The sequence below is a fragment of the Longispora fulva genome (assembly GCF_015751905.1).
GTDB lineage: Bacteria > Actinomycetota > Actinomycetes > Mycobacteriales > Micromonosporaceae > Longispora > Longispora fulva.
In genome coordinates, this window is sequence record NZ_JADOUF010000001.1 from 7,479,076 (window position 1) to 7,505,471 (window position 26,396).

The window sequence follows — 26,396 nt, forward strand, 5'->3', positions numbered from 1 at the left end:
CCTCGGCCCGGTGGGCTCCGCCGGATCCGGTGGCGGCCCAGGGCGGCTGGGATCAGCTGGCCGGCAGGTCTCTGCCAGTTCCGGTCGGCGGATCTCCGCCGGACGACGCCGTGGACTCCAGCCCCGGGCGGCGACAGGCCCGGGACGACGCCTCGGACTCCAACCTCGGGCGGCGCCAGGTCCGGGACGACGCCGTGGACTCCGGTTTCGACCCGCTCGCCGGCGGCTCCCTCCTGGAGCGGCTGCGGATCGACCCCGGCCGCCGAGGGGTCCGAGCCCTGGCCGCCGTCGTGCTGCTCGTCGCCCTCGGAGCGGCCGGCGTCGCGTACTGGAACCGGCCCGAGCCAACTCCCGTCGCCCCGGTCCGCGCCGCGCATCCGTCCCCGACCACGGCGGCGAGCCTCGTGGTGGCCGTGACGGGGAAGGTGCGCCGGCCCGGTCTCGTCCGGGTGGCCGCGGGCTCCCGGGTCGCCGATGTCGTGGAGGCCGCTGGCGGCGCACTGCCCGACGTGGAGCTCGACGGCCTGAACCTGGCCCGCAAGGTCACCGACGGCGAGCTGATCGTCGTCGGCGGTCCGGCCCCGGGTGCCCCGGGTGTGCCGGGGGTCCCGCCCGGCAAGGTCAACCTCAACACCGCCTCCCCGGCCGAGCTCGACGTGCTGCCCGGGGTCGGGCCGGTCACGGCGCAACGCATCATCGAGTACCGGACGGCACACGGCCCCTTCGCCGACATCTCGGGACTCCGGCACGTCGAGGGCATCGGCGACGCCCGGTTCGAGCAGCTCAAGGACCTGGTGACGGTGTGACGGCCCCCGTGGACGGCTTCCCGGTCGACCGAGGCCGGCGGCACGACCTGCGGCTCGCCGGGGCGGCGCTCGGAACGTGGCTGATGTCCTGGGCGGCGCTGAGCCTGCCATGGTCGACCAGCGCACTCGTCGGGGCCGGCGCGCTCGCCGCGAGCGCCGTCGTGTGCCGCAGCCGCGCGCGGTTCGCCACCGTCCTGGTCGCGGTGCTGCTCGGGGTGGCGTGCGGGGGCCTGGCCACCGCGGGCCGGACGGTGACCCGGGACAGTCCCGCCGTCGAGCGGGTGGTCCACGACCGGGTGAGCGTGCCGGTGACGCTCGTGGTGTCCGACGATCCCCGGCTGATGCGCGGTGGCCGCGGCTACGTGATCGCCGCTGACCTGGTCCGGATCGGCGCGCCCGGGGGCGGGCCCCACCCAGTGGGCCTCGCCGCCCACGAGGGGGAGTCGGTCCTCGCCGAGGGCTCCGAGGTGTCCCTCGACGTGCGGGTGACGGTTCTCGCGACAGGTGACGGCTGGGTCGGGCTGCTCCCGGGCCAACGGGTGCGGACCATCGCCCGGTTCGCGCCGCCCCGGGGTGGTGACCTGCGCGCCGCGACCCTCAGTACCTCGGGTGCGCCGGAGTTGCTGGGCGCGGCCCCGTGGTACCAGCGGGGGGCAGGGAATCTGCGCGCCGGTCTCCAGCGGGCCAGCCGGTCCGTCACCGGTCCCGCCGGAGGCCTGCTTCCCGGGCTGGTCATCGGGGACACCAGCCGACTCGACCCGGCGCTCGCCGAGGATTTCAAAGCCACCGGTTTGACCCACTTGGTCGCTGTTTCCGGTGCCAACTGCGCCATCATGATCGGCTGTGTGCTGTTCGCCGCGGCCTGGTGCCGGGCCGGCCCCCGGACCACCGCCGTCCTCGGCGCGCTCGCACTGGTCGGGTTCGTGCTGCTCGCCCGGCCGTCGCCCAGTGTGCTGCGGGCGGCGGCGATGGGCACCCTCGGGCTGGTCGGCCTGGCGTCCGGCCGGGCCCGGGCCGCGGTGCCGGCCCTCGCCGCCGGGGTGCTGGCCCTCGTCGTCCTCGACCCGGAACTGGCCGGGGACATGGGCTTCGCGCTGTCCGTCGCCGCGACGGGCGGGTTGCTGCTCCTCGCGCCGGGCTGGAGGGACGCGCTCCGTCGCCGCGGCGTGCCGGCCGGGCTCGCCGAGGCGCTCGCCGTGCCCGCCGCGGCCCAGGTCGCCTGTGGCCCGCTGATCGCGGTGCTGTCGTCCTCGGTGAGCCTCGTCGCCGTGCCCGCGAACCTTTTCGCCGAGCAGGCGGTCGCCCCGGCCACGGTTCTCGGCGTCGCCGCCGCGCTGCTGTCCCCGGTCTGGCCGGACGGGGCGTCGTTCGTCGCCTGGCTCGCCGGTTGGGCCGCCCGGTGGCTGGTGCTCGTCGCCCGCACCGGGGCGGGGGTGCCGGCCGGATCGGTGCCCTGGCCGGGCGGTGCGACCGGTGGTCTGCTGCTCGGCGCGCTCACCCTCGCGCTGCTGTGCGCCGGCCGGTACCGCACGGTCCGCCGTCTCGTCGTCGTCACGACGCTCGGTGTGGCGCTCGGGGCTGTACCGGTCCGGTTGATCGCCCCGGGCTGGCCGCCGCCCGGCTGGGTGTTCGTCGCCTGCGACGTGGGGCAGGGTGACGCGCTCGTCCTGCGCGCCGGGGACGGCGAGGCGGTCCTCGTGGACGCCGGACCCGACCCGGACAAGGTCGACGGGTGCCTGCGCCGGCTCGGCGTGCACACCGTGGCACTCCTCGTCGTCAGCCACTTCCACGCCGACCACGTCGACGGGCTCCCCGGGGTCCTGCCCGGCCGCCGGCTCGGGGCTGTCCTGGCGCCCGAGTTCGCCGAGCCCGGGGCGGGGGTCCAGGTGGTGCGGGCCGTCGCGGGGCGGGCCGGCGCGGCGGTCAGTACCCCGCAGACCGGAGCGGACCTCCAGATCGGAGACGTGCGGCTGCACGTGCTCGGGCCGACCCGACGCCTGACCGGCACCCGCAGCGACCCCAACGAGAACTCCCTGGTGGTCCTGGCCACGGTGCGCGGCGTGCGGATCCTGCTCGCCGGGGACGCGGAGACGGAGGAACAGCACGAGCTGGCGGGGCTCGACATGCGCGCGGACGTGCTCAAGGTGGCCCACCACGGCAGCGCGTACCAGGATCCGGCGTTCCTGGCCGCCGTCGGCCCCGCCGTGGCCGTGGTCTCCGTGGGCGTCGGCAACGGGTACGGGCACCCCAACCAGGGCGTTCTCGACACTCTGGGCGGCGGGGGAGCCCAGGTGGCGCGCACCGACCGCGACGGCGACATCGCGGTGTCCGCCGACCGCGACGGCGCCCTCAGCGTGACCCGCCGCACCGGCCACCCGCCGTAGCCATCGCGACGCCCGGGACGGGCGGGAGCACCCGGGTGAGGGGCGGGGCAGTCGGGTATCGGCACGACCCGGGTACTCGGCGGACCCGCCCCGGGCATGGGACGATGGCCGGGTGAGCACTGCGGCTAGCGGCACCCTCAGGCTGATCCTCGGCGACGAAGAGTTCCTGGCGTCCCGGGCGGTCGCCGCCACCGTGCGCGCGGCCCGGGACGCGGAGCCGGACGCGGACATCCGGGAGTACGACGCCGGAGACCTCGCCTCGGGCGCGCTCGCCGAGGCGGTCAGCCCGTCCCTGTTCGGCGGACGGCGGGTGCTCGTCCTCCGCAACGGCCAGGACGCCAAGAAGGACCTGATCGCCACCGTGCTCGCGTACGCCAAGAGCCCGGACCCCGACGTGTGCCTCGTCGTCACCCACCTGGGCGGGGCGAAGGGCAAGGCCCTCGCCGACGGCCTGAAGTCGGCCGGGGCCGAGATCGTGCCCGCCGCGAAGGTCACCAAGCCCCGGGAGCGGCTCGCCTTCGTCCGCGACGAGATCCGCCGGGCCGGCGGTTCCTGCCCGGAGGACGCCGCCGAGGCCCTGCTGTCCGCCGTCGGGAACGACCTGCGCGAACTCGCCTCGGCCTGTTCGCAGCTGGTCGCCGACACCGGCGGCAAGATCACGCTCGACGTCGTGCACCGGTACTACCGCGGCCGGGCCGAGGTCAGCGGCTTCACGGTCGCCGACGCCGCGGTGATCGGCGACGCGCCCGGCGCGCTGGAGGCGTTGCGCTGGGCGCTGGCCGTCGGGGTCGACCCGGTGCCGATCGCCGACGCGCTCGCCGACGGGGTGCGTTCCGTGGCCAGGGTCGCCGGAGCGACCGGTAGCGGCTACCAGCTGGCGAGTTCGCTCGGCATGCCACCCTGGAAGGTCGAGCGCGCCCAGCGCCAGGCGCGGGGCTGGACCCCGGAGGGCCTGGTCACGGCGATGCGGGCCGCCGCGCGGGTCAACGCTGACGTGAAGGGCGGCGCGGACGACCGGGCGTACGCACTGGAGAGAGCCGTCCTCGCCGTCGCCCAGGCCCGCCGTGGAGCCGGCCGATGACCCGCCCCCGTCGTGCCCGCCGCGCCCAGCCCGCCCCCGGAGGCGCCCGGTGATCCGAACGCACCCCGCGCACCGCCCGCTGTACGCCCGCGTCCTGCGCCTGCGTCACCTGCGCCCCGGTGGCCTGATGTGCTTCCTGCTCCTGGAAGGCTCGGTCCTGCTCGCGGTCCTGCTGTCCATGGCCGAGCTGGTCACCTGGTGGTCCCTCGTCGTGCTGCCCGTCGTCGTCGCCGTCATGGTCAAGGTCAACGACGTCATCGCCGGGGCCACCCGGAGCCAGCAACCCCCGCCGGCCGTCGGTCTGGCCCGGGTCGACGGCGACCCGCAGCTCCAGGAAGCGCAGACGGTCCCGGGGCTGTCCGGTTCCGGCGAGGTCCCGGCCCAGTGGTCGAGCGACCGCTCAGTGCCCCGCAGGGGTGGCCCGGCGCGGCAGCGGCCCCACGAGCCGGAGAACGTCCGCGCGGCACGCAAGTCGGACGCCCGCCGCTTCGACTAGCGCCCCTGGCACGATGCTCAGCCGGGCGCCCGAGGGCTGCGGCCGATCTCGCCCGGGGCCATCGGGGCGTCCAGCTGCACCCGCGCGCCCAGGAGTTCGAGATCCGCTCTGACCTGGACACCCGGGGCTCCAGCCGATGCGCGCCGGAGCAGGAACCACCGTAAGCGTCATAGGGGTTACAGGGGTTTTGCGCCCAAGGTGGTGAGAATCTCCCGGAGAGTCACGATCTCCTTCTGCTGGCCGGCCTTCATCGCCGTCGCCAGCCGGGTGACCTCCGGGTCGTCGGTGGCCTTCAGGATCCCGTCGACCATGTGGATGCCGCCGAGATGGTGCCGCAGCATCAGCTGGCAGACCAGGATGTCGAACGCGGGCCCGGTGGCCGCGCGCAGTTCGGTGAGTTCCGCCGGGGTGGCCATGCCGGGCATCAGGCCGTTGACCAGCAGGCCCGAGCCGTCGGGCATCCAGGCCATCCGGGGGCGGCTGCCGGTGGGGAGCAGGTCCCAGTCGATCAGCCAGGCGCTCATGGTGCCGATCTGGGCTTCCTGGGTGAGCGCGATGTCGTAGCCGAGGTTCTTCAGGTCGGGGGTCGTCGCCCGGTCGTAGGCGAGCATGGCGATCTCGACGGCCTGGGCGTGGTGGCTGGACATGTCCCGCGCGAAACCGGCCTCCGGGGAGTCGTCGCCGGGGTGGCTGGGCCAGAACTGGGCGAGCGCGAAGCCGGTGGCCAGGGCGAGGACGGCCGCCAGCAGGACGAGGGGCCAGCGGCGGGCCCGCGGGGGCGTGGTCACGTCACTCATGGTCTCCACCTTAGGTTCCCGTCCCGGGACCGTCGCGTCCGCCGAAGGTGCGTCCTCCGGGGGTCTGTCGCGCGGCGGCCGATGGCCGCGCCGCGCATCGAGCCGGCCCCACCCATCCGGGCGACGGCCACCTCACGCGTGGAACCGGCCGCCACCCCACCAGGGGCGACGGCCGGTCATCTCACACCTACGGGGTCGCGCTCGGAGCCGGAGTGCCCGACGGGGCCGCGCTCGGCACCGGCGTCTGCGGGTCGGCGCCGCCCTGCGGGGTGGTGCCGGTCGCCGTGGTCCCGCCGGAGCACACCGCGCCGGGCTCGACGCTGGCGTTCTTCCGCAGCGCCTTGATGAAGTCGTCGATCCGGCTGTCGGAGGCCGAGTTCACCTTGAGCTGCCAGCCCCAGGCCTGCAGCGAGATGGGGCTGCCCTGGTTCGGGAAGGGGCTGAGCAGGGTGTACTCGTTGCCCTGGACCTTCGACGTCAGCTTCTTGATGTCGTCGGGGGAGACGGAGGCCGGGTCGTAGGTGACCCAGACGGCACCGTGCTCCATGCTGTGGGTGGCGTGCTCGCTGGCGATCTGCTGGGGGTAGACGTCGCCCATGCAGTTCTGCCAGATGCCGTTGTGGTTGCCGCCGACGGACGGGGTGGCGAAGTACTTGACGAGGCCCTGGACGTGGTTGCCGTTGCCGGCAGCCAACTCCTTCTCGTTGGTCTTATGCCAGTCGACGATGCCGTCGATGCCCCGGGCCTTCTCCTCCCAGGTCTTGGAGCCCTGGATGGCCTGCACCGTGCCGTACCCGATGATGCCGACGACGATGAGGCCCACGATGGTGAACATCGCGATGCTGCCCCAGTTCTTCTGCTGGTTGACCTTCACCGGGGCGAACGACTTGCCCTTCGCGCCTTTTGCCCCCTTACCAGCGGGTTTGGCCGGTGGGCGCTGGGCGCCCTTCTTGGGAGCGCCGGCCGACCGCTTGGGTGCCGCCGAGGCCTTGGGGGCGTCGGCGGCGGAGGACGTGCCCGGCTCGCCCGTGGAGGCCTTGGACGGCAGCTTGTCGCCGGGCTTGCGCGGCTCGCCGGACGGGGTGGTGATGCTCATCGAGTTCCTCGTCAGGGTGTCGAAGGGGTGGTCGTCGGCATTCCCAGCAGGTGGTACCGCCGGATAGGTCGCCGTCGAGGGTCGAAGCTTACCCCCCGTATCATGTTCGGGTGACTCCCGCAAAGCTAGCCGAAGCTGTCCTGACCGCCGCCCACGCCGTTTTCGTCGCGCGTGGGCTGGATGCCGCCTTGCTGCCGGCGACGGCGACGGTGGAGCGACCGAGGAGTCCTGAGCACGGCGATTACGCGTCGAATCTGGCCATGCAGGTGGCGAAGAAGGCCGGCGTGAACCCGCGCGATCTGGCGACCGACCTTGTTAACGAATTGGTAAAGGCCGACGGGGTCGCCAGCGCGGAGATCGCCGGTCCCGGCTTCATCAACATCAGGGTGGACGCGGCGGCCGTCGGGGAGCTCGCCCGGACGATCGTGACGGCGGGGGCCGACTACGGCACCGGCGACGTGCTCGCCGGCCAGAACATCAACCTGGAGTTCGTCTCGGCGAACCCGACCGGCCCGGTGCACATCGGCGCGGTCCGGTGGGCGGCCGTCGGCGACGCGCTGTCCCGGCTGCTGCGCGCGTCCGGCGCGAGCGTGACGAACGAGTACTACTTCAACGACGCCGGCTCCCAGATCGACCGGTTCGCCCGGTCCCTGCTGGCCGCGGCGAACGGCGAGGAGATCCCCGAGGACGGGTACGTCGGGGAGTACATCACCGACATCGCCACCACGATCCGCGCGCAGCATCCGGACGCCAACGACGTGGAGACGTTCCGCACCCACGGCGTCGAGCTGATGTTCGCGGAGATCAAGCAGTCCCTGGCCGACTTCGGCGTGCACTTCGACGTGTACTTCAACGAGAAGGACCTGCACAACAAGGGCGAGCTCGACGCGGCGCTGAAGCGGCTGACGGACCAGGGCAACACGTTCGAGCGCGACGGCGCGGTCTGGGTGCGCACGAGCGACTTCGGCGACGACAAGGACCGGGTGATCCGCAAGTCCGACGGCGACTGGACGTACTTCGCCGCCGACTGCGCCTACTACCTCGACAAGCGCGAGCGGGGCTTCACCAAGGTCGTCATCATGCTGGGCGCCGACCACCACGGCTACGTGGGCCGGCTGCGGGCCATGGTGTCCTGCTTCGGCGACAACCCGGACGAGACGCTCGAGGTGCCGATCGGCCAGATGGTGAACCTGGTGCGCGACGGCCAGCCGGTGCGGATGTCGAAGCGGGCTGGCACGATCGTGCTGCTCGCGGACCTGGTGGAGGCGCTGGGCGTGGACGCGTCGCGGTACGCGCTGGCCCGGTACTCCAGCGACTCGAACATCGACCTGGACATCGACCTGTGGACGAGCGCGAGCCGGGAGAACCCGGTGTACCGGGTGCAGTACGTGGCCGCCCGGACCGCCAGCGTCGCCCGCAACGCCGCCGAGCTGGGCCTGGACCGGGGCGAGTTCGACCCGGCCCTGCTCGGGCACGAGAAGGAGCACGAGCTGCTCAAGGCGCTCGGCGACTACCCGGCGACCGTGGCCGCCGCCGCCGACCTGCGCGCCCCGCACCGGCTCGCGCACTACCTGGAGGAGCTGGCCGGCACCTACCACCGGTGGTATGACGTGTGCCGGGTGCTGCCGATGGGCGACGAGCCGGCCACGGACACGAACCGGGCCCGGCTGTGGCTCAACGACGCGACCCGCACCGTCATCGCCAACGGCCTCGGCCTGCTCGGCGTGACCGCCCCTGAGCGGATGTAGTCGTGTCGTCCCACGAGGCGGGTGCCCTGCACGCCGAGGCCGGCCACCACGGCCCCGAATGGCTGCGCCCCCCGACCGACGTCAACGCCCTGATGCCCAAGCTCTGGTCGTCGACGGTCTTCCGCACGGACGAGGGCTCCCTGAGCTTCGGCGGCGTGGACGTCCGCAAGCTGGCCGCCGAGCACGGCACGCCGGCGTACCTCTTCGACGAGGACGACTTCCGGTCCCGCTGCCGGGCCTTCAAAACCGCGTTCGAAGGCGCGGAGGTCTACTACGCCGGCAAGGCGTTCTGCGCGAAGGCCGTGATCCGGATCGTCGCCGAGGAGGGACTGTCCCTGGACACCTGCTCGGGCGGCGAACTGGCCGTGGCGCTGGCGGCCGGCATGCCGCCGGAGCGGATCGCCCTGCACGGCAACAACAAGTCGGTCGCCGAGCTGACCAGGGCCGTCGAGGCCGGGGTCGGCCGGATCGTCGTCGACTCGTTCACGGAGATCGAGCGGCTGACGGCCATCGCCCGGCAGCGCGGCGTCCGGCCGAAGGTCATGATCCGGGTGACCGTGGGTGTCGAGGCGCACACGCATGAGTACATCTCGACGGCGCACGAGGACCAGAAGTTCGGCTTCTCCCTGTCAGGTGGCGCCGCCCGGCAGGCCGTCGACCAGATTCTGGCCGACGACGTCCTCGAACTGCGCGGCCTGCACTCGCACATCGGCTCGCAGATCTTCGACACGTCCGGCTTCGAGGTCTCGGCCCGGCGACTGCTCGGTTTCCAGAGCGAGATCTTCGAGGGGTACGGCCGCCAGCTCCCCGAACTCGACCTCGGCGGCGGCTACGGCATCGCGTACACCTCCCAGGACGACCCGCTGCCCCCGGCCGACCTGGCGCGCAACCTCCGCAAGATCGTGGAGCACGAGTGCGCCGGGTACGGCCTGGCCGTCCCGCACCTGTCCGTCGAGCCCGGCCGCGCCCTGATCGGCTCGGCGATGTGCACCCTCTACGAGGTCGGCACGACGAAGGACGTCGACGGCATCCGCACGTACGTCTCGGTCGACGGCGGGATGAGCGACAACATCCGCCCGGCCCTGTACGACGCCGCCTACAGCGCCACCCTGGCGTCACGTTCGTCACAGTCCCCGGCGATGCTCGCCCGCGTGGTGGGAAAGCACTGCGAGTCGGGGGACATCGTGGTGAAGGATGAATTCCTGCCCAGTGACATCGGCCCCGGAGATCTTCTCGCCGTGCCCGGCACCGGGGCATACTGCCGGAGCATGGCGAGTAACTACAACCACGCGGTCCGCCCGCCCGTGGTCGCCGTACGTGACGGGGCCTCCCGCGTGATCGTGCGCCGGGAGACCGAGGAAGACCTACTGCGGTTGGACGTGGGATGAGCAACGGGAAAAGCAGCGTGGGGTCGGACACCACCACCAGGGCGGGCGCTCCGGCGCACCGGCCACTGCGGGTGGCACTGCTGGGGTGCGGCGTGGTCGGCGGCGAGGTCGTGCGCCTGCTGCACGAGCAGGCCGAGGACCTGACGGCCCGGATCGGCGCGCCGATCGAGATCGCCGGCATCGCGGTCCGCCGGCCGCAGCGGGACCGGGGCGGCCTGCCGGTGCCGGCCGCGATCTTCACGACCGACCCGCTGGGCCTGGTCAAGCGCGACGACGTGGACATCGTCATCGAGGTCGTCGGCGGCATCGAGCCGGCCAGGACCTGGCTGGTCGAGGCGCTGCGCTCCGGCAAGAGCGTCGTCACGGCGAACAAGGCCCTGCTGGCCGAGGACGGCGCGACCCTGCACGCCGCGGCGGCCGAGGGCGGCGCCGACCTGTACTACGAGGCCGCCGTCGCCGGGGCCATCCCCCTGCTCCGGCCGCTCCGCGAGTCCCTGCACGGGGACAGGATCACCCGGGTCACCGGCATCGTGAACGGCACGACCAACTTCATCCTGTCCAAGATGTGTACCACCGGGGCCGGGTTCAGCGAGGCGCTCGACGAGGCGACGGCGCTGGGCTACGCGGAGGCCGACCCGACCGCCGACGTCGAGGGCTTCGACGCCGCAGCGAAGGCCGCGATCCTGGCCAGCCTGGCGTTCCACACCCGGGTGACCGCCGCGGACGTGTACCGCGAGGGCATCACCGAGGTGACGGCCGCCGACGTGGCCAGCGCCGCGGCGATGGGCTGTGTCGTGAAGCTGCTCTGCATCGCCGACCGCACGGCCGACGGCGGCGTGACCGCCCGGGTGCACCCCGCGATGATCCCGACGAGCCACCCCCTCGCGAGCGTCGGCGACGCCTTCAACGCCGTGTTCGTCGAGGCGGAGGCCGCCGGCCAGCTGATGTTCTACGGCCGGGGAGCCGGTGGCGCGCCGACGGCGTCCGCGGTGCTCGGCGACGTCGTGGCCGTCGCGCGCAACCGGATTTCGGGCACTGTTTCCCGGGGCGAATCCAGCTACGCTGACCTGCGGGTACAGCCGATGGGCGAGGTCGTCACCCGGTACCACATCAGTCTCGACGTGGCCGACAAGGCCGGCGTCCTGGCCGCCGTCGCCGGGGTGTTCGCCCAGCACGCGGTGAGCATCTCGACGGTGAAGCAGTCCGGACGCGGCAACGACGCCGTGCTCGTGATCGTGACGCACGCGGCGACCGACGCGGCCCTGGCCGCGACCGTGGCGGAGCTGCGGAGCATGGACATGGTCCGCGAGGTCGCCAGCGTCATGCGGGTCGAGAGTTAGTCCAGGGAACACAGCCGGCCCGCCGGTGACCGCGACGGAGCGGTCACGGCGGCCAGGGCGAGAACGGCAACGACAGAGGAGCACAGCATGGCTGCGTGGCGTGGTCTGATCGAAGAATTCCGGGACCGGCTGCCGGTCACGGCGACGACGCCGGTGATCACGCTGCACGAGGGCGGCACGCCCCTCGTGGCCGCGCCCGGCCTGTCCGAGCGGACGGGCTGCGAGGTGTTCCTGAAGGTCGAGGGCGCGAACCCGACCGGCTCCTTCAAGGACCGCGGCATGACGATGGCCGTGTCCAAGGCCGTGGAGTCCGGGGCGAAGGCGATCATCTGCGCCTCGACCGGCAACACCAGCGCCTCGGCCGCGGCGTACGCGGCCCGGGCCGGCATCACCTGCGCCGTCCTCGTGCCCCAGGGCAAGATCGCGCTCGGCAAGCTGGCCCAGGCCCTGGTGCACGGCGCGCGCCTCCTCCAGGTCGACGGGAACTTCGACGACTGTCTGGCCCTGGCGTCCAAGCTGTCCCAGGACTACCCGGTCGCCCTGGTCAACTCGGTGAACCCGGACCGGCTGCAGGGCCAGAAGACGGCGGCGTTCGAGATCGTCGACGCGCTCGGCGACGCCCCGGACTACCACTGTCTCCCGGTCGGCAACGCCGGCAACATCAGTGCGTACTGGATGGGCTACTGCGAGGACTTCGAGGCCGGCAACAGCACCCGCAAGCCGAAGATGATCGGCATCCAGGCGGCCGGCGCCGACCCGATCGTGCGCGGCGAGGTCGTGCAGCACCCGTCGACCATCGCGACGGCCATCCGGATCGGCAACCCGGCCTCGTGGACGAAGGCCCTCGACGCCCGGGACGCCTCCGGCGGTGCGATCCGCTCGGTGACGGACCGCGACATCCTGGCCGCGTACAAGCTGCTGGCCCGCACCGAGGGCGTGTTCGTCGAGCTGGGCAGCGCGGCGAGCGTCGCCGGCCTGCTGGCGAGCAGCGCCGACGGCCTGATCCCGCGCGGGGTGCGGATCGTGTGCACCGTGACCGGTCACGGGCTCAAGGACCCGGACTGGGCGGTCGCCTCGGCCCCGGCCCCGATCACGATCCCGGTCGACGCACACCGCGCCGCCCACGAATTGGGCCTCGCCTGAGGTTTGGTTCCGCAGCTAGCGCACAAGCCGCGTTCTTGATCTAACGTCTTGGCCCGCTGAGGGCGGGGAGGCGAAGGCGGGAAGGCCCCTGCATACCGGTGTTGTATGCAGGGGCCTTCCCAACGCGCGCATCGTCGCCCTCAGCGGGCCCCCACCACGTTGCGTTAGGGTCGTAATGTGTCTGGCCCCCTCATGCTCCTTACCCGAAACGCCGACTTCCGCAGAATGCTCGGCGCCGAGCTCATCATGTTCGGCGGCGACTGGTTCGTCATGGTCCCGCTGCTGGTCCTGTTGCAGCAGCTCACCGGCAGCGGGGTCTGGGGCGGCCTGATGCTCGCCGTGGACACCGGCTGCATGGCGCTCCTGCTGCCGTACACCGGGACCCTCGCCGACCGGCTCGACCGGAAGAAGATCGTGCTGTGGGCCAACGCCGTCAGCATCCTGGCCGTGCTCCTGCTGCTCCTCGTGCGCAGCCCCGGCATGGCCTGGCTGGCGCTGGTCGCGATGGGCTCGATCGCCGTGGCGAAGGCGTTCTACTCCCCGGCCGCCCAGGCCGCGCTGCCCAACCTGCTCGCTCCGGAGGACCTGCCGGCGGCCAGCGTGCTCACCGGCAGCTCCTGGGGCACGATGGCCGTGCTCGGCGCGTCCCTGGGCGGGATGTCCAGCGCGGCGTTCGGCCCGTACTGGTCCTTCGTCGGCGGCGCTCTGTGCCTGGCCATGGCGATCACGCTCCAGTTGCGGGTCCGCCAGCCGTTCCAGGCGGCCCGATCGACCGTCGCGGTGTCGGCGTGGTCGGCGCTGCGCGAGTCCATGGGGTACCTGAGGGTCAAGCCCAGGGTCCGCGCCCTGATCACGGTCAAGTGCGCCGTGGGCGTCGGCAACGGGGTGCTCGCGGTGTTCCCGGTCCTCGCGGCCACGGTGTTCCATGTCGGACCGCTCGGCGTCGGCGCGCTGTTCGCCGCCCGGGGCCTGGGCGCCCTGTTCGGGCCGCTGCTCCTGCGGGGCGTGGTGCTGCGCCGGCAGAGCTGGCTCCTGCCCGGCCTGGCGGTCTCGATGGCGACCTACGGCGTCGCGTACCTGATGGTGGGTCTGACGCCCTGGTTCTGGCTCGCCCTGGTCCTGGTGGCCGTCGCGCACATGGCCGGCGGCGGGAACTGGGCGATGTCCAGCCTGGCCCTGCAGCTCGAGGTGCCCGACAAGCTGCGTGGCCGGGTGTTCAGCGCGGACGTGATGATCGCGTTCCTCGCGGTGTCGTTGAGCCAGGGCACCGCCGGCGTGCTGTCCGACCACGTGCCGGCGCGGGTGATCGTTGCCGTGGGCGGCGCGCTGACCCTGGCCTACTCGATCTGCTGGTACCTCGCGACGGCCCGCCTCCGCCGCGCCCAACCGGCCACGGCCTGACCGGGAGCGCCCCGGACCGTCCGATCCCTACTGCTGCGGCGGATACGGCTGCTGGTGGGGCGGCCCCGACGGCTGGCCCCCGGGCTGGAACGGCGGCCCCGACTGCGGGGCCACTCCCGGCTGGCCGTAGGGCCCCGGCTGCTGCGGCACGTCCTGCCCGTAGCCGGGCGTCCACCCGGCCTGCCCCTGCGGGTTCCACCCCTGCTCGCCCTGCTGCGCGTACCCCTGCTGCGCATGCCCCGTCTGGGTCGGCGCCTGCTGCCCCCACCCGCCCTGCTCCGGCTGGGGGGTGTTCCACGGCTGCTCCGGCTGGGCGCTCCACCCACCGGGCTGCCCGGCCGGCTGCGCCGCAGCCTTGCGCGGCAGCAACGCGCCGGAGAGCAGCAGCACGATCCCGGCGACGTGCAGCACCGCGGCGAGGATGCTGAGGGTGACGATCGAGCCCTCGGAGTACGAGATCACCCGGTAGCCGATCGTGAAGACCAGCTCGCCGACGAGGAGCACCCCGCACCCGGCCATCGCGAGCCCGGACGCCCGCCCGTTGCGCCGGATGGTCACGGCGGCGACGATCAGCCCGGCGATCAGCACGAGGGCGGTGAGGCTGGCGGACAGGATGCTGGCGAGCTGTATGCCGACCATGTTCATGGGCACCTTTCTGGGTCCGGGGGTCCGGATGGCGGACATACTGCCACACCCGTGCGACATCCCCGTGTCCCCTTTGTAGGCTGCCGGGATGGTCACCATCTCAGCGCCCGCCACCAGCGCGAACCTCGGCCCGGGCTTCGACGCGCTGGGCCTGGCCCTGGACCTGTGCGACGACGTGACCGTCGCGCTGAGAACGGACGGCCTCACGGTCGAGGTCATCGGCGAGGGCGCCGACCAGGTCCCCACCGACGAGACGCACCTGATCGTCCGCGCGATGTACGCGACCTTCGACGACCTCGGCCACCCCCGCCCGTCCGGCCTGGCCCTGACCTGCGTGAACCGGATCCCGCACGCCCGCGGCCTGGGCTCCAGCTCGGCGGCCATCGTCGCCGGGGTGCTCGCGGCCCGCGCGCTGGCCGGCGCGCCCGACGACCGTGCCGAGGCCCTGCGGGTCGCCAATGACCTCGAAGGGCACCCGGACAACGTCGCGCCGTGCCTGCTCGGCGGGTTCACGATCGCCTGGACTCCCGCTGGAGGGGCACGTGCGGTGACCATCGGGCCACATCCGGCCGTACACCCGATGATTTTCGTGCCGCAGGACCGCGGACTGACGAAGGAGGCGCGGGCGGCGCTGCCGGCGAGCGTGCCGCACGGGGACGCCTCGTTCAACGCCGGGCGCTCGGCGCTGCTCGTGCACGCGCTCACCAGCGCGCCGGAGTTGCTGTTCGACGCGACCGAGGACCGCCTCCACCAGGGGTACCGGGCCGCGGGAGCCCCCGCGACGGCGGCACTCGTCGCGGACCTGCGGTCCAGGGGAGTGCCGGCGGTGGTGAGCGGGGCCGGACCGAGCGTGCTAGCGTTTGTCCCCGACAAAGATGTTATACCGGATATAACCGGGCATAACTTCGCTTCCTGGCCTCTCCGAGTTGACACGACCGGGGCTCGGATATCTCATTAGCGACACGCGGGGGGTGACCCTGTTGCCGCAGCTAGGCAACGTTGACTACGCTTAAGCGAGAACAGTCGCCCGAAGCGCGCGATCTAGGCGGGGCTTGTGCCCCGTTCCTCCGTGGATAAAGTCATCTCGATGCTTCATCGCTATGACACCCCCACACACCCCGAACGGATCGCGGGTCCGACGGCAAGCGCCGCCAGTCACCATTCGGCCGCGTCTACTGGCTGTTCTAGACCCGCGAGCATCTTGACGCGGGGTTTCACGGGCCGTTCGGTGTCACCGTCAGATCTTCGTGGCGAACACCCGGGCCAATCGATGGAAGGAAACCATTGAGCGACATCACCGACCAGAAGTCGGATGTCACCGACACCGCAGCGCCGGCCGACAAGCCGGAGACCGCTGGCACCTCTCGGCGTCGGCGTACGGGCACCGGCCTGCAGGCCATGCTCCTGCCGGAGCTGCAGACCATGGCCTCGTCGCTCGGCATTTCGGGGACGGCGCGCATGCGTAAGGGCGAGTTGATCGCAGCCATTCAGACCAACCAGGGTGTGCCGGTCACGGCCGCCGCTGGAACGACCAGCGAAGCGCCTGCGACGACGCGGCGCAGCGCCCCGGAGAAGCCGGCCGCTGCCGCTGCCGAGCAGCCCAGCCTGCCCGGCACCGAACAGGGGGACGACTCCCGCTCCGAGCCGCGCGCCCGTCGGGCCACCCGCCCGGCAGGACCGCCGCAGCCCCGCGTCGGCCGTGCCGCCGCCGAGGCCCCGGCCGACGAGCCGGCCCGTGCCGCCGAGGCACCCGCCCGGGTCAACGCCGAGCCGGTCGCCGCGGAGCGGACGAACGAGCGGACCAACGCCGAGCCCGCCGCCCGGAGCACCCGTGCCGACGAGGCCCGCAACGAGCGCCGTCCGGCCCGCGGTGAGCGCACCCAGGACCAGCAGGGTCGCAACGAGCGCCCCGAGCGCGGCGAGCGTTCCGAGGAGCAGGGTGGCCGCGACCGCGGCGAGCGCCGCGAGCGCGGTGCCGGTCGCGCCGACGAGGCCGACCGTGGCCAGCGGAACAACCAGCGCTCCGAGCGTCCGGCCCGCGACGCGGACCAGGCCGCCAACCGCGGCCAGGCCCGCAACGAGGACCGGGGCCCGGACCGCGACGACGACGGGGACGACGACGGCGACCGTCGGGGTCGGCGCAGCCGGTTCCGCGACCGTCGGGGCCGTCGCAACGACCGCGGCGAGGCCGGCGGCAACGAGCGCGAGCCTCAGCAGCAGTTCAACGACGACGACGTCCTGGTCCCCGTGGCCGGCATCGTCGACGTGCTCGACAGCTACGCGTTCATCCGCACCACCGGCTACCTGTCCGGCCCGAACGACGTCTACGTCTCGATGTCGCAGGTCCGCAAGTACGGCCTGCGGCGCGGCGACGCGGTCACCGGTGCCGTCCGGCAGGCCAAGGACGGCGAGCAGCGGCGGGACAAGTACAACCCGCTGGCCCGGCTCGACACGGTCAACGGCATGGAGCCGGACGCGGCGCGCAACCGCCCCGAGTTCTACAAGCTGACCCCGCTGTACCCGCAGGAGCGTCTGCGGCTCGAGACGGACCAGAACGTCCTCACCACCCGGGTCATCGACCTGGTCATGCCGATCGGCAAGGGTCAGCGCGCGCTGATCGTCTCGCCGCCGAAGGCCGGTAAGACGATGGTCATGCAGGCGATCTCCAACGCCATCACGGCGAACAACCCGGAGTGCCACCTGATGGTCGTCCTCGTGGACGAGCGTCCGGAGGAGGTCACCGACATGCAGCGGTCGGTGAAGGGTGAGGTCATCGCCTCCACCTTCGACCGGCCGCCGTCGGACCACACCACGGTCGCGGAGCTGGCGATCGAGCGGGCCAAGCGCCTGGTCGAGCTGGGCCACGACGTCGTCGTCCTGCTGGACTCGATCACCCGCCTCGGCCGCGCGTACAACAACGCGTCGCCGGCCAGCGGTCGGATCCTGTCCGGTGGTATCGACTCGACGGCGCTGTACCCGCCGAAGCGGTTCCTCGGCGCGGCCCGCAACATCGAGAACGGTGGCTCCCTGACCATCATCGCCACGGCGATGGTCGAGACGGGCTCCACGGGCGACACGGTCATCTTCGAGGAGTTCAAGGGCACGGGTAACGCCGAGCTCAAGCTCGACCGCAAGCTCGCGGAGAAGCGGATCTTCCCGGCCGTGGACGTCATCACCTCGGGCACCCGGCGTGAGGAGATCCTCATGGCGGGCGAGGAGATGGCGATCGTCCACAAGCTGCGCAAGGTGCTGCACGGGCTCGACCCGCAGCAGGCCCTGGAGCTGCTGCTGGACCGGCTCAAGAAGACGAGCACGAACGTCGAGTTCCTGATGCAGATCGCGAAGTCGACGCCCGGGGAGTAGTCCCCGACATGACTGTGGCCCGCCGGGGAACCGGCGGGCCACAGTCGCTTGAAGATCAAAACCATTATTTGTTACGCCGCGTCCCTCACCCGACGCGCGGCGGCCGTTCGGCTAGAAGTTCCCCTCCGCCACCTGCATCACGGTGAGCCCGAGCGACCTCCACATCCGGACAACTTGCATGCGATCGTCAAAAACGCAGGCGACCTGGTACTTGTCCCGGATCTCGCGGTTGAAGATCTCCTTCTTCACGATGGAGTCCTTCCGCTGGTCCCCGGCCGGCCGCATGAACAGCCCCAGGGACGGCAGCCCCACGTACTTGTCCAGCCACGCCTCGGTCTCCGCCCGGCACGCCTCGTCGCGCCCGGAGCAGTAGACGATGCCGTGCCCGGCGGCGTGCATGGCCCGGACGGCGGCGATCACGGGCCGGTTGGGCAGGTCGATGCCGACCCGGGCCCAGTCGTACGGGCTGCGGTCACCCATCAGCGCCACCGTCCCGTCGATGTCGACGAGGATGATGTCGGCCCCGCCGGCCGGCGCGAGGTAGGGCCGCTCGGCGTCCACGGACACCTCCGGCACGGCCAGCGGCAGCTTCTTGCCGGCGAGGTAGCGCTCGTACATGCTCCGGATCACGTACTCGCCGACCTGTTCGGACGTGTCCCGCCCCGCGTCGCGGCGCACGCACTCGGCCACGTCCACGTCGGTGAAGTCGCGCACCACGAACCCGGCCCCGCACGCGGCGGCCAGCTCGGCGAACTCGCGGACCACCCGGGACCGCAGGTTCGTGTCGTCGCAGATCACGCTGGTACCGGCCCGCAGCAGCCCCTCGACGGCAGCCTTCTGCGCGACGGTGACCTGCTTCTCGGCCCAGCCCGTACCGAGGTGCGAGCCGTGCAGCATCCGCCGCAGGTCGTCGCGGTTGACCCGCACCCCGTCCGCGGTGCGGGCCCACGTGGACTTCCCGGAGGCGGGCAGTCCACGCGTCACAGTGAGCGTCACACGCTCGGTCATGCGTTCTCCTCATCGAATACTCGACCCGTGGGGGTCCAGTCTGCCGCCGGCTTGGCCTGCTGCCACAGGAACTGTCGGTAGTCCCGCCCGTCGAGTCGGCTGAACAGGCAGCCCCGGTCGGGGTGGCGCCCCGCGACCAGCGCGAAGTCCTTCCGGGTCCAGCCGTCGGGCAGGCCGGCGACGATGCCGGCGTAGACGGCCTCGACCCGCTCCGCCTCCGCCTCGACCCGCGCCGTCAGTTCCGTCGACACGGCCCGCGCCCAGGCGTGGAACTCGTCGGGCAGCCGCTCGACCAGGGCGCCGAACGCGTCGTCGACCAGCGCCTCCCACACCACCCGGGCGTTGAGGCCGGTGACGACGCGGTGCAGGGCGACGTACTCGTCATATTTGATCTTGATCCGGCGCTCCGACCCCGTGAATCGGACAACTAGGCCCTCGCGGCCCGCCCGGGGCTCGGCGGCCAGCGCCTCGCCCAGCGTCGGGTAGCCGAACGACTCGACCCGGGGCCCCGGCCAGGCCAGGTCGTCGGGGGACAGCGACATGCCCGTCGCGACCGAGACCGCGCCCAGCAGGATCAGGTCGTCGAGGTCGGCGTAGTCGACGACGATCCGGTTCGCCGGGTACACGATCTCGAACAGCAGGGTCAGGCCGGCCGGCGGCGTGTAGGCCGCATAACGCTTCCGCCACAGCGCGGTGGCGTGCAGAGCCTGGTCGCTGGCGAACGAGCCGCGGGTGGCGATCTCGTGGCCGTTTCCGGCCGGGTACAGCACGCCGAGGGACCCGTCGGCCTTGTCGGTGACGGACACCGGCGCGCCCAGGTCGAGCGGGCCGACCTCGACCTGGCCGTAGGTGAAGAACTTCGGGAACGGCCGGGCGAGCACCTCGCCGGTGCCGGTGTGGCTGATCAGGCCCCGGCAGGCGAGGGTCGCGGCGTTCCAGACGCCCTCGTACTGGGCCTTCTCGCTGTAGTTGTGGATGGCCAGGGGGAGGGTCGGGTGCGGCCGGACCCGGACGTAGCCCTCGGCGACCATGGTCGCGAGCAGCGTCGGGTCCACCACCTCGTCGAGGCGGATCATGGGGTTGTCCTTAGGGAGGGGTGATCCTGGTCACCGGAACGCGGTGCCAGGGAAAGTGCCGGAAGGGGGTGAAACGCCTAATGACGTTTCGAACGCCGCCTTGTTTGTCGCGGGGCGACCCCGCACTGCCGGCTACTCATGGTCGCCGAGTCTGCCGGATCACAGCCTCCGGGGCCAGTGCATTAGGCCACCCCTGACGGCCTGGAATAGGTGCCCCATGGCAGACTGTTACATCGGCCAGGTACCGGTTCCCGCCCCGCGAACCCGCGAAGGCGACCCGGCGACCACATCGAGAGGACCCGCGCTATGCGTAAGGACATTCACCCGGAGTACGTCGCGACCGAGGTCGTGTGCTCCTGCGGCAGCACCTTCTCCACCCGCAGCACCGTCAAGGGCGGTTCGCTGCACGTCGAGACGTGCTCGGCCTGCCACCCGTTCTACACCGGCAAGCAGCGGATCCTCGACACCGGTGGTCGGATCGCGAAGTTCCAGAAGAAGTACGCGAAGACCGCCGCCAAGTAGCTTCGCCGACGCCGCCCACCCCTGCTCAGGGGCGGGCGGCGTTCGCTTTTCCCATCGGTGTCCGAAAAGTCACAGGAGTCACGCATGAGCACGGACAGGCTTTCCTCGCTGCTCGCTGAGCACGCCGACCTGGAAAAGCAGCTCTCCGACCCGGCCATCCACGCCGACCAGGGCCTGGCGCGCCGCGTCGGCCGCCGGTACGCGGAACTCAACGGCATCGCCGCCGCCGCCAAGGAGCTCGAGCAGGTCCGTTCCGACCTGGAGGCCGCGAACGAGCTGGCCGGCGAGGACGAGGCTTTCGCGGCGGAGGCCGTCGAGCTGGCGGCGCGGATTCCGGTGATCGAGGAGAAGCTGTCCGAGCTGCTCCTGCCGCGCGACCCGAACGACGCCAAGGACGTGATCATCGAGATCAAGGGCGGCGAGGGTGGCGAGGAGGCCGCCCTGTTCGCCGGGGACCTGCTGCGGATGTACCTGAGGTACGCGGAGAAGCACGGCTGGGTCGCGGAGGTCATCGACTCCGAGAACACCGACCTGGGCGGCTTCAAGGACGTCTCCGTGGCCGTGAAGACCAAGGGCGTGCCCGAGGACGGCCGGGGCGTGTGGTCGCGGCTGAAGTACGAGGGCGGCGTGCACCGGGTCCAGCGGGTGCCGGCGACCGAGTCGCAGGGCCGGATCCACACCAGCGCGGCCGGCGTGTTGGTCCTCCCCGAGGCCGAGGAGGTGGACATCGAGATCAACCAGGGCGACCTGCGGATCGACGTCTACCGGTCCGGCGGCCCGGGCGGTCAGTCCGTCAACACGACCGACTCGGCGGTGCGGATCACGCACATCCCGACCGGCGTCGTGGTGAGCTGCCAGAACGAGAAGTCCCAGCTGCAGAACAAGGAGTCGGCGATGCGGGTGCTGCGCGCCCGGCTGCTGCTGCACGCCCAGGAGCAGGCCAACGCCGAGGCGTCCGACGTGCGCAAGTCGCAGGTCCGGACGATGGACCGTTCCGAGCGGATCCGGACGTACAACTACCCGCAGAACCGGATCTCCGACCACCGGATCGGCTTCACGGCCTACAACCTCGACCTGGTGCTCAACGGGGAGCTCGACGGCGTGCTGGACGCGTTGTCGACGGCCGACCGCGAGGCCCGGATCGCCGGCGAGGAACTGGGCCGCAAGTAGCCCTTGACCTGACGTCTTGGCCCGCTGAGCGCGGGGAGGCGAAGGCGGAGGCGCTCCCGCATACCGGTGTTGTATGCGGGAGCGCCGACAACGCACGCATCGTCGCGCTCAGCGGGCCCCCACCCACTAAGCCGTGTGCTTGAGCCATTCTCGGGCTTGCGTGCCCTCGGCAGGCTTCTCCTTGGCCCGCAGCATCGCCACGTCCGCGCTGGTGAACGCCGAGGCCACCGTGTCCACCCCGTTGGTCTCCGACCAGCCGATGGTCACCCCGACCGGGGTGCCGGGCACCAGCGCGTCCCAGTCCTCGACCGTGATCGCCGTGGCGACCCGGTTGGCGATCTCGTGCGCCTCGGCGATCTGGGTCTCGGGCAGGACGAGGACGAACTCGTCGCCGCCGTACCGGGCCACGAAGTCGCCCCGGCGGATCACCTTCGCGAGGATCCCGGCGATCCGCTGCAGCACGGCGTCCCCGGCGAGGTGCCCGTGGTTGGTGTTGATGGCCTTGAACTTGTCCAGGTCGACCACGCCGAGGATCGCCGGCTGGCCGCGCTGGGCCATGGTCGTGACGTAGTGCTCGAGGTGCCGGCGGTTCGGCAGGCCGGTGAGCGGGTCGGTGAGCGCCTGCCCGTGGTACTGCGCGACGGTCCGGCGCAGGTCGGCGTGGTCGAGCCAGGCGGCGACCCCGTCGACGAACAGGTCGCGGATCTTGTCGTGGTGCGAGGACGCGAGCCGGAACGCGTGCCGGTCCTCCCGGTACGCCGCCGCCGGGTCGTTCGCCCGCAGGTGGGCCAGGGCGCGCAGCCGGCGGGGCTCGGCGGGGCCGAGGGTGTCGGGGGAGACCTCCAGCGTGCCGAGCCGGACCAGGGCCTCGATGGGCCGGCCGGCGGCGATGGTCAGGCACACGTCGCCGAGGTGCCGCAGCTCGCGGGAGCGCACGCTGTCGCCGACGTGCCGCAGCAGCCGGGCGGCGTCGACCTCGATCGGCTCGCCGAGGGCGGCGAGCCGCGCCGCCGCGTACCCGAAGTTGCCCTGGATCGTGGGGCGCAGCCGGGGGACGGCGCCGGACTCGACGTAGCGCCACAGTTCCGCGTACACGTCGCGGAGGACGCGCAGGCAGCCGTCGGTGTCGCCGGTGTGGTCGAGCGCCACGGCGAGCCGCAGCCGGACCCTCGGGGTGGCCAGCTCCTCCTCGGGCACGCCGACCTCGGCCCCGACCTCGCGGGACCGCTCGATCGCGCCGAGCGCGTGGCCGTGGAACCCGATGTACGAGTACGCCATCGCGAGGTTGTGCCAGCCCAGCGCCGTGTCGACGTTGGCGGGGGACACCGACGACAGCGCGCGGGCGCTGCGCACGAGGTGGGTGACGCAGTTGTCGAGGGAGCCCTGCACGTGGGCGACTATCGCGGCGATGGCGTGCGCCCGGCCGTAGAGCGTGGGGTCGTACCAGTCCTTGAGGGCGGTGAACACGGCGTCGACCGCCGAGGCGCACTCGACGGTGCGGCCGAGATTCACCAGAGCTGACAGGCGGAGCACTAGGGCGCTGGCCCGCTCCTCGGGATCGAGGGTGCTGGCGGCGAGGCGTTCTGCGAGGGTCGAGGCCTCGGCGGACCGGTTCGCGCGCAGCAGTCTGCGGATGCGCTCGATGGTGGAGGCCACGCGATACCCCCCTTCCGGTCCGGCTCTTGGGGCTGCAGTGATGATTATGGGGTGTACGGAGCGGGTAAGGACATGCCCAGACGGCTGATCGCGGAAGCGACTTCTCGTCTGAATGCTGCCGGGGTGCCGTCAGCCAGGGTGGATGCGGAACTACTTGCGGCTTTTGTGCTGGATGTCCCACGGGGCAGGCTGGTGCTGGTCGACGAGTTCCCTCCCGAGTTGGTCACGAGATTCGAGGAGTTGGTCGCAAGGCGGGCCGAGCGGATACCGCTCCAGCATCTCACCGGCCGGGCGCACTTCGCCGGGCTGGAGCTCGCGGTCGGGCCCGGCGTGTTCGTGCCGCGCCCCGAGACCGAGCTGCTGGTCGAGTGGGGACTGTCCCAGGTACGGGCGGGGATCGCCGTGGACCTGTGTTCGGGGTCCGGGGCCATCGCGTGCGCCGTTGCACGGACGATCCCTGTCGTCTACGCGGTGGAACGTGACCCCGACGCGTTGCCGTGGCTCCGCCGCAACACCCAAAATACATCGGTCACGGTCGTACCGGGTGACGCGACCGATCCGTCCACCCTGGCCGACCTCGACGGCACAGTGGACCTTCTGCTGACGAATCCGCCGTATGTGCCCACCACAGAGGCGTTGCCGCCCGAGGTGATCGACCACGATCCGGCCGTCGCGCTGTTCGGCGGCGAGGACGGACTGTCGGTCATCCGTCCCCTGCTGGTCCGTGCGGCGGGCCTGTTGCGTACCGGAGGATCGTTCGGCATGGAACACGACGACCAGCACGGCGAGTCCGTGCCGGCCCTGATGGCGGCCTCGGGGGACTGGGAAGCGGTCACGGCGCACCGGGACCTGGCCGGCCGGCCGCGCTTCGTGACGGCGGTGCGGCGATGACCGGCGTGCAGGCCGCCCTCGTCGAGGCCCTCGCGGCCGTCCGCCGGGGCGAGCTGGTGGTCATGCCGACCGACACTGTCTACGGCCTGGCCGCCGACCCCTTCGACAAGGTGTCCGTCGACCGGCTGCTGACCGCGAAGGGCCGGGGCCGGGAGCGGCCCTCCGGGGTGCTGATCGGCACCTGGGACCAGCTCGACCTGGTCACGGCCCCGCTCGCCCCGGTCGCCCGGGCGCTGGCGGAGCGGTTCTGGCCGGGCGCGTTGTCCCTGGTCGTCCCGCAGGCCGAGGATCTCGGCTGGGATCTGGGCGAGACCGGCGGCACGGTCATGGTCCGGATGCCGGCGGACCCCGTGGCCCGGGAACTGCTGACCATGGCTGGCCCGCTGGCCGTGTCCAGCGCCAACCTGCACGGCGAGCCCCCGGCGACCACGGCGGAGGAGGCCGCACGCCAGCTCGGGACCAGGGCTGCGGTCTACGTCGACAGCGGGCCGGCGGCCCTGGGCACGCCCTCGACGATCGTCCGGTGCGTCGGCGCCGGCTGGGAGGTGCTGAGACTCGGGGCCGTGAGCGTGGAGGAGATCGAGGCGGTCGTGCGAGACTTGCGCACGTGATGCTCTACGACTGCGCCAAGCTGGCCGAGCGGGACCGCGGACTGACGGCTGCCGTCGAGGCGGTGAAGCGCGGCGACCTGGTCGTCTTCCCCACCGACACGGTCTACGGGATCGGCTGCGACGCCTTCAAGTCCTGGTCCGTCGGAACCCTGCTGCGCGCCAAGTCCCGGGGCCGCGACGTGCCTCCCCCGGTGATGGTCGGCTCCCGGCAGATGCTCGACGGCCTGGTCTACGGCCTGCCGTCGGCCGCCAGGGACCTGGTCGAGGCGTTCTGGCCGGGCCCGCTGACGATCCTCGTCGAGCACGCGCCCAGCCTGGACTGGGACCTCGGCGACACCGACGGCGTGATCCAGGTCCGGATGCCGCTGCACCCGGTGGCCCTGGAGCTGATCCGCGAGACCGGCCCGATGGCCGTGTCCAGCGCGAACAAGCCGTCGGACCCGGCGGCGCTGACCGCCGACGAGGCACGGACCCAGTTCGGCTACGAGGTCAGCGTGTACCTGGAGGCCGGCGCGGCCCCCGAGCAGCTCACCTCCACGATCGTGGACTGCACGAACGCGACGCCGAAGATCCTCCGGGTAGGGGCGCTGTCCCTCGCCCAACTCCGCGAGGTGGCCCCGGACGTGGCGGAAGAAGACGAATGAGCTGGCCCGTCGAGCGGGGCGGGGCGGCCGCGTGACGCCTTTTTCGGTCCTGCACGTGTGCGTCGGCAACATCTGCCGGTCCCCGATGGCCGAGCGGCTGTTCCTGCTGGCCCTCGGCGGGCACGCCGGCCTGGTGTACAGCCACAGCGCCGGCACCGGCAACTGGCACCGGGGCGAGCCGATGAACCCGCCGGCCGCCCGCCAGGTGCTGGCCAGGGGCGGGGACGTCGACGGCTTCGGCGCCCGTCAGCTCACGGTCGGGCACATCGAGGGCTCTGACCTCATCCTGACGGCGACCCACGAGCAGTACGACCACGTGCTGAACCTGAGCCCGACCGCGCGGGGCAGGACGTTCGTGCTCGGCGAGTTCGGCCGGCTGCTCGCGGCGTACGCCGGGGAGCTGCCGGACTTCACCGGGGACGCGGAGTCGCTGTACGGCCGGGGGGTGGCGCTCGTCACGGCGCTGGACGCGGCCAGGGCCGGCTCCCGTCCGGTACCCGGAGATGATCTCGCCGACCCCTACGGTCTGGACGAGCGCACCTACGCCCGCACCGCCGATGAGATCGAGTCCACCCTGCGCCCGCTGGCCGGGGTGCTCGTCGGGGGCTCCGCGTAGAATCGCCGGCATGATTACCCGTGCCGCGCTGACCAGGCGCCTCCGGCATCTGCCGACCGCCCTCGCAGCCAGCGGCGTGGGGCTCGTCGTCGCGGCCCTCGCCGGTCTGGTCTTCCAAGGTCCCGTCGGCGCGGCCGGCGCGGCCGCCGGTGTCGGGCTGGTCAGCGTCGGCTACGTGCTGTCGCACCTGATCGTGGCCTGGGCCGACGCGGTGAACCGCAAGATGGTCCTGCCGGTCGGGCTCACGGTCTACTCAGTGAAGTTCATCCTGCTGGGCATCTGGCTCGCCGCGCTGAAGGAGACCGGCTGGGCCGGGCTGAACCCCATGGCCTTCAGCATGGTCGGCGCGGTCATCGTGTGGACGACGGCTCAGGCCGTGTGGACGTGGAAGGCCCGGATCCCCTACGTCGAAATCGAACCGAATTAGTCGTCTGTTCGCTCTTACGCAACCCGAATGGGCCGCGATTGTGAGCGGGGTTACGGTGGGAATCTGCGTACCGGCAGTTCGCCGGGG

The 26,396-nt window shown here is 72.1% G+C and carries 24 protein-coding genes; 18 read left to right on the forward strand and 6 right to left on the reverse strand.

Annotation, left to right across the window (positions count from 1 at the left end; genetic code table 11):
• Nucleotides 1–194: 194 nt before the first annotated feature.
• From IW245_RS34605 to IW245_RS34620, 4 genes are all read left to right on the forward strand, one after another.
• Nucleotides 195–806 carry a ComEA family DNA-binding protein gene (locus tag IW245_RS34605; protein ID WP_307788963.1) on the forward strand — a complete coding sequence of 204 codons (612 nt, stop codon included), beginning with the start codon at nucleotides 195–197 and terminating at the stop codon, nucleotides 804–806.
• 83 nt (nucleotides 807–889) lie between these two features.
• Nucleotides 890–3,190, forward strand: a complete 2,301-nt coding sequence (locus IW245_RS34610) for a ComEC/Rec2 family competence protein (RefSeq protein ID WP_197008833.1) — start codon at nucleotides 890–892, stop codon at nucleotides 3,188–3,190.
• Nucleotides 3,191–3,302: 112 nt separating this feature from the next.
• Nucleotides 3,303–4,271, forward strand: a complete 969-nt coding sequence (gene holA, locus IW245_RS34615; protein WP_197007307.1) for a DNA polymerase III subunit delta — start codon at nucleotides 3,303–3,305, stop codon at nucleotides 4,269–4,271.
• A gap of 49 nt (nucleotides 4,272–4,320) precedes the next feature.
• The gene (locus tag IW245_RS34620; protein ID WP_197007308.1) at nucleotides 4,321–4,767 is read left to right on the forward strand and encodes a hypothetical protein; all 447 of its coding nucleotides are present in this window, start codon (nucleotides 4,321–4,323) and stop codon (nucleotides 4,765–4,767) included.
• 176 nt (nucleotides 4,768–4,943) lie between these two features.
• On the opposite strand, the gene IW245_RS34625 is transcribed toward IW245_RS34620, so the two are convergent.
• Both IW245_RS34625 and IW245_RS34630 read right to left on the reverse strand, forming a co-directional pair.
• Nucleotides 4,944–5,564 (reverse strand): DUF305 domain-containing protein, encoded by a 621-nt coding sequence (locus IW245_RS34625; RefSeq protein ID WP_197007309.1) that lies wholly within the window; start codon nucleotides 5,562–5,564, stop codon nucleotides 4,944–4,946.
• A 187-nt stretch (nucleotides 5,565–5,751) separates the two neighbouring features.
• Nucleotides 5,752–6,660 (reverse strand): thioredoxin-like domain-containing protein, encoded by a 909-nt coding sequence (locus IW245_RS34630; RefSeq protein ID WP_197007310.1) that lies wholly within the window; start codon nucleotides 6,658–6,660, stop codon nucleotides 5,752–5,754.
• 110 nt (nucleotides 6,661–6,770) lie between these two features.
• Between IW245_RS34630 and argS the strand changes: the two genes are divergently transcribed.
• From argS to IW245_RS34655, 5 genes are all read left to right on the forward strand, one after another.
• Nucleotides 6,771–8,408, forward strand: a complete 1,638-nt coding sequence (gene argS, locus IW245_RS34635; RefSeq protein WP_197007311.1) for an arginine--tRNA ligase — start codon at nucleotides 6,771–6,773, stop codon at nucleotides 8,406–8,408.
• A gap of 2 nt (nucleotides 8,409–8,410) precedes the next feature.
• Nucleotides 8,411–9,796, forward strand: a complete 1,386-nt coding sequence (lysA, locus tag IW245_RS34640) for a diaminopimelate decarboxylase (RefSeq protein WP_197007312.1) — start codon at nucleotides 8,411–8,413, stop codon at nucleotides 9,794–9,796.
• On the forward strand, nucleotides 9,793–11,136 hold the full coding sequence (locus tag IW245_RS34645; RefSeq protein WP_231399037.1) for a homoserine dehydrogenase: 1,344 nt from the start codon (nucleotides 9,793–9,795) through the stop codon (nucleotides 11,134–11,136). Before lysA ends, IW245_RS34645 begins: the two co-directional genes overlap by 4 nt.
• 87 nt (nucleotides 11,137–11,223) lie before the next feature.
• The gene (gene thrC / locus IW245_RS34650) at nucleotides 11,224–12,279 is read left to right on the forward strand and encodes a threonine synthase (RefSeq protein WP_197007313.1); all 1,056 of its coding nucleotides are present in this window, start codon (nucleotides 11,224–11,226) and stop codon (nucleotides 12,277–12,279) included.
• Nucleotides 12,280–12,456: 177 nt separating this feature from the next.
• Nucleotides 12,457–13,680 carry an MFS transporter gene (locus IW245_RS34655; protein ID WP_197007314.1) on the forward strand — a complete coding sequence of 408 codons (1,224 nt, stop codon included), beginning with the start codon at nucleotides 12,457–12,459 and terminating at the stop codon, nucleotides 13,678–13,680.
• Between the two features lie 27 nt (nucleotides 13,681–13,707).
• Here IW245_RS34655 and IW245_RS34660 read toward each other — a convergent pair whose 3' ends face one another.
• Nucleotides 13,708–14,319: an MFS transporter gene (locus IW245_RS34660; protein WP_197007315.1), complete on the reverse strand. Its 612-nt coding sequence runs from the start codon at nucleotides 14,317–14,319 to the stop codon at nucleotides 13,708–13,710.
• Nucleotides 14,320–14,413: 94 nt separating this feature from the next.
• Here IW245_RS34660 and thrB point away from each other — a divergent pair, with 94 nt between their 5' ends.
• Both thrB and rho read left to right on the forward strand, forming a co-directional pair.
• Entirely contained in the window at nucleotides 14,414–15,283 is an 870-nt protein-coding gene (thrB, locus tag IW245_RS34665; RefSeq protein ID WP_197007316.1) for a homoserine kinase, read from the forward strand.
• Nucleotides 15,284–15,609: 326 nt separating this feature from the next.
• Entirely contained in the window at nucleotides 15,610–17,688 is a 2,079-nt protein-coding gene (gene rho / locus IW245_RS34670; protein WP_197007317.1) for a transcription termination factor Rho, read from the forward strand.
• 111 nt (nucleotides 17,689–17,799) lie between these two features.
• On the opposite strand, the gene IW245_RS34675 is transcribed toward rho, so the two are convergent.
• Together IW245_RS34675 and IW245_RS34680 are read right to left on the reverse strand one after the other, a co-directional pair.
• Nucleotides 17,800–18,696: a phosphatase domain-containing protein gene (locus IW245_RS34675; RefSeq protein ID WP_197007318.1), complete on the reverse strand. Its 897-nt coding sequence runs from the start codon at nucleotides 18,694–18,696 to the stop codon at nucleotides 17,800–17,802.
• Nucleotides 18,693–19,772, reverse strand: coding sequence for an RNA ligase (locus tag IW245_RS34680; protein WP_197007319.1), 1,080 nt, complete (start codon nucleotides 19,770–19,772; stop codon nucleotides 18,693–18,695). The genes IW245_RS34675 and IW245_RS34680 overlap by 4 nt, the downstream gene beginning before the upstream one ends.
• A 306-nt stretch (nucleotides 19,773–20,078) precedes the next feature.
• Here IW245_RS34680 and rpmE point away from each other — a divergent pair, with 306 nt between their 5' ends.
• A complete protein-coding gene (rpmE, locus tag IW245_RS34685; protein ID WP_197007320.1) occupies nucleotides 20,079–20,294 on the forward strand; it encodes a 50S ribosomal protein L31 in 216 nt (71 codons plus the stop codon).
• Between the two features lie 84 nt (nucleotides 20,295–20,378).
• Entirely contained in the window at nucleotides 20,379–21,464 is a 1,086-nt protein-coding gene (gene prfA / locus IW245_RS34690; protein WP_197007321.1) for a peptide chain release factor 1, read from the forward strand.
• A 126-nt stretch (nucleotides 21,465–21,590) separates the two neighbouring features.
• Here the strand turns inward: prfA and IW245_RS34695 are convergent, their stop codons facing one another.
• Nucleotides 21,591–23,120: a GGDEF domain-containing protein gene (locus tag IW245_RS34695; RefSeq protein WP_197007322.1), complete on the reverse strand. Its 1,530-nt coding sequence runs from the start codon at nucleotides 23,118–23,120 to the stop codon at nucleotides 21,591–21,593.
• 72 nt (nucleotides 23,121–23,192) lie between these two features.
• On the opposite strand from IW245_RS34695, the gene prmC reads away from it, so the two are divergent.
• Genes prmC through IW245_RS34720 form a run of 5 tightly spaced genes read left to right on the forward strand, consistent with a single transcriptional unit; the run spans nucleotide 23,193 to nucleotide 26,309 of the window.
• Nucleotides 23,193–24,011: a peptide chain release factor N(5)-glutamine methyltransferase gene (prmC, locus tag IW245_RS34700; protein ID WP_197007323.1), complete on the forward strand. Its 819-nt coding sequence runs from the start codon at nucleotides 23,193–23,195 to the stop codon at nucleotides 24,009–24,011.
• Nucleotides 24,008–24,622: an L-threonylcarbamoyladenylate synthase gene (locus IW245_RS34705; RefSeq protein ID WP_197007324.1), complete on the forward strand. Its 615-nt coding sequence runs from the start codon at nucleotides 24,008–24,010 to the stop codon at nucleotides 24,620–24,622. The genes prmC and IW245_RS34705 overlap by 4 nt, the downstream gene beginning before the upstream one ends.
• Nucleotides 24,622–25,266 (forward strand): L-threonylcarbamoyladenylate synthase, encoded by a 645-nt coding sequence (locus IW245_RS34710; RefSeq protein WP_197008835.1) that lies wholly within the window; start codon nucleotides 24,622–24,624, stop codon nucleotides 25,264–25,266. Before IW245_RS34705 ends, IW245_RS34710 begins: the two co-directional genes overlap by 1 nt.
• Nucleotides 25,267–25,297: 31 nt before the next feature.
• Nucleotides 25,298–25,882: an arsenate reductase/protein-tyrosine-phosphatase family protein gene (locus tag IW245_RS34715; RefSeq protein WP_197007325.1), complete on the forward strand. Its 585-nt coding sequence runs from the start codon at nucleotides 25,298–25,300 to the stop codon at nucleotides 25,880–25,882.
• 10 nt (nucleotides 25,883–25,892) lie between these two features.
• A complete protein-coding gene (locus tag IW245_RS34720) occupies nucleotides 25,893–26,309 on the forward strand; it encodes a hypothetical protein (RefSeq protein ID WP_197007326.1) in 417 nt (138 codons plus the stop codon).
• Nucleotides 26,310–26,396 lie beyond the last annotated feature (87 nt).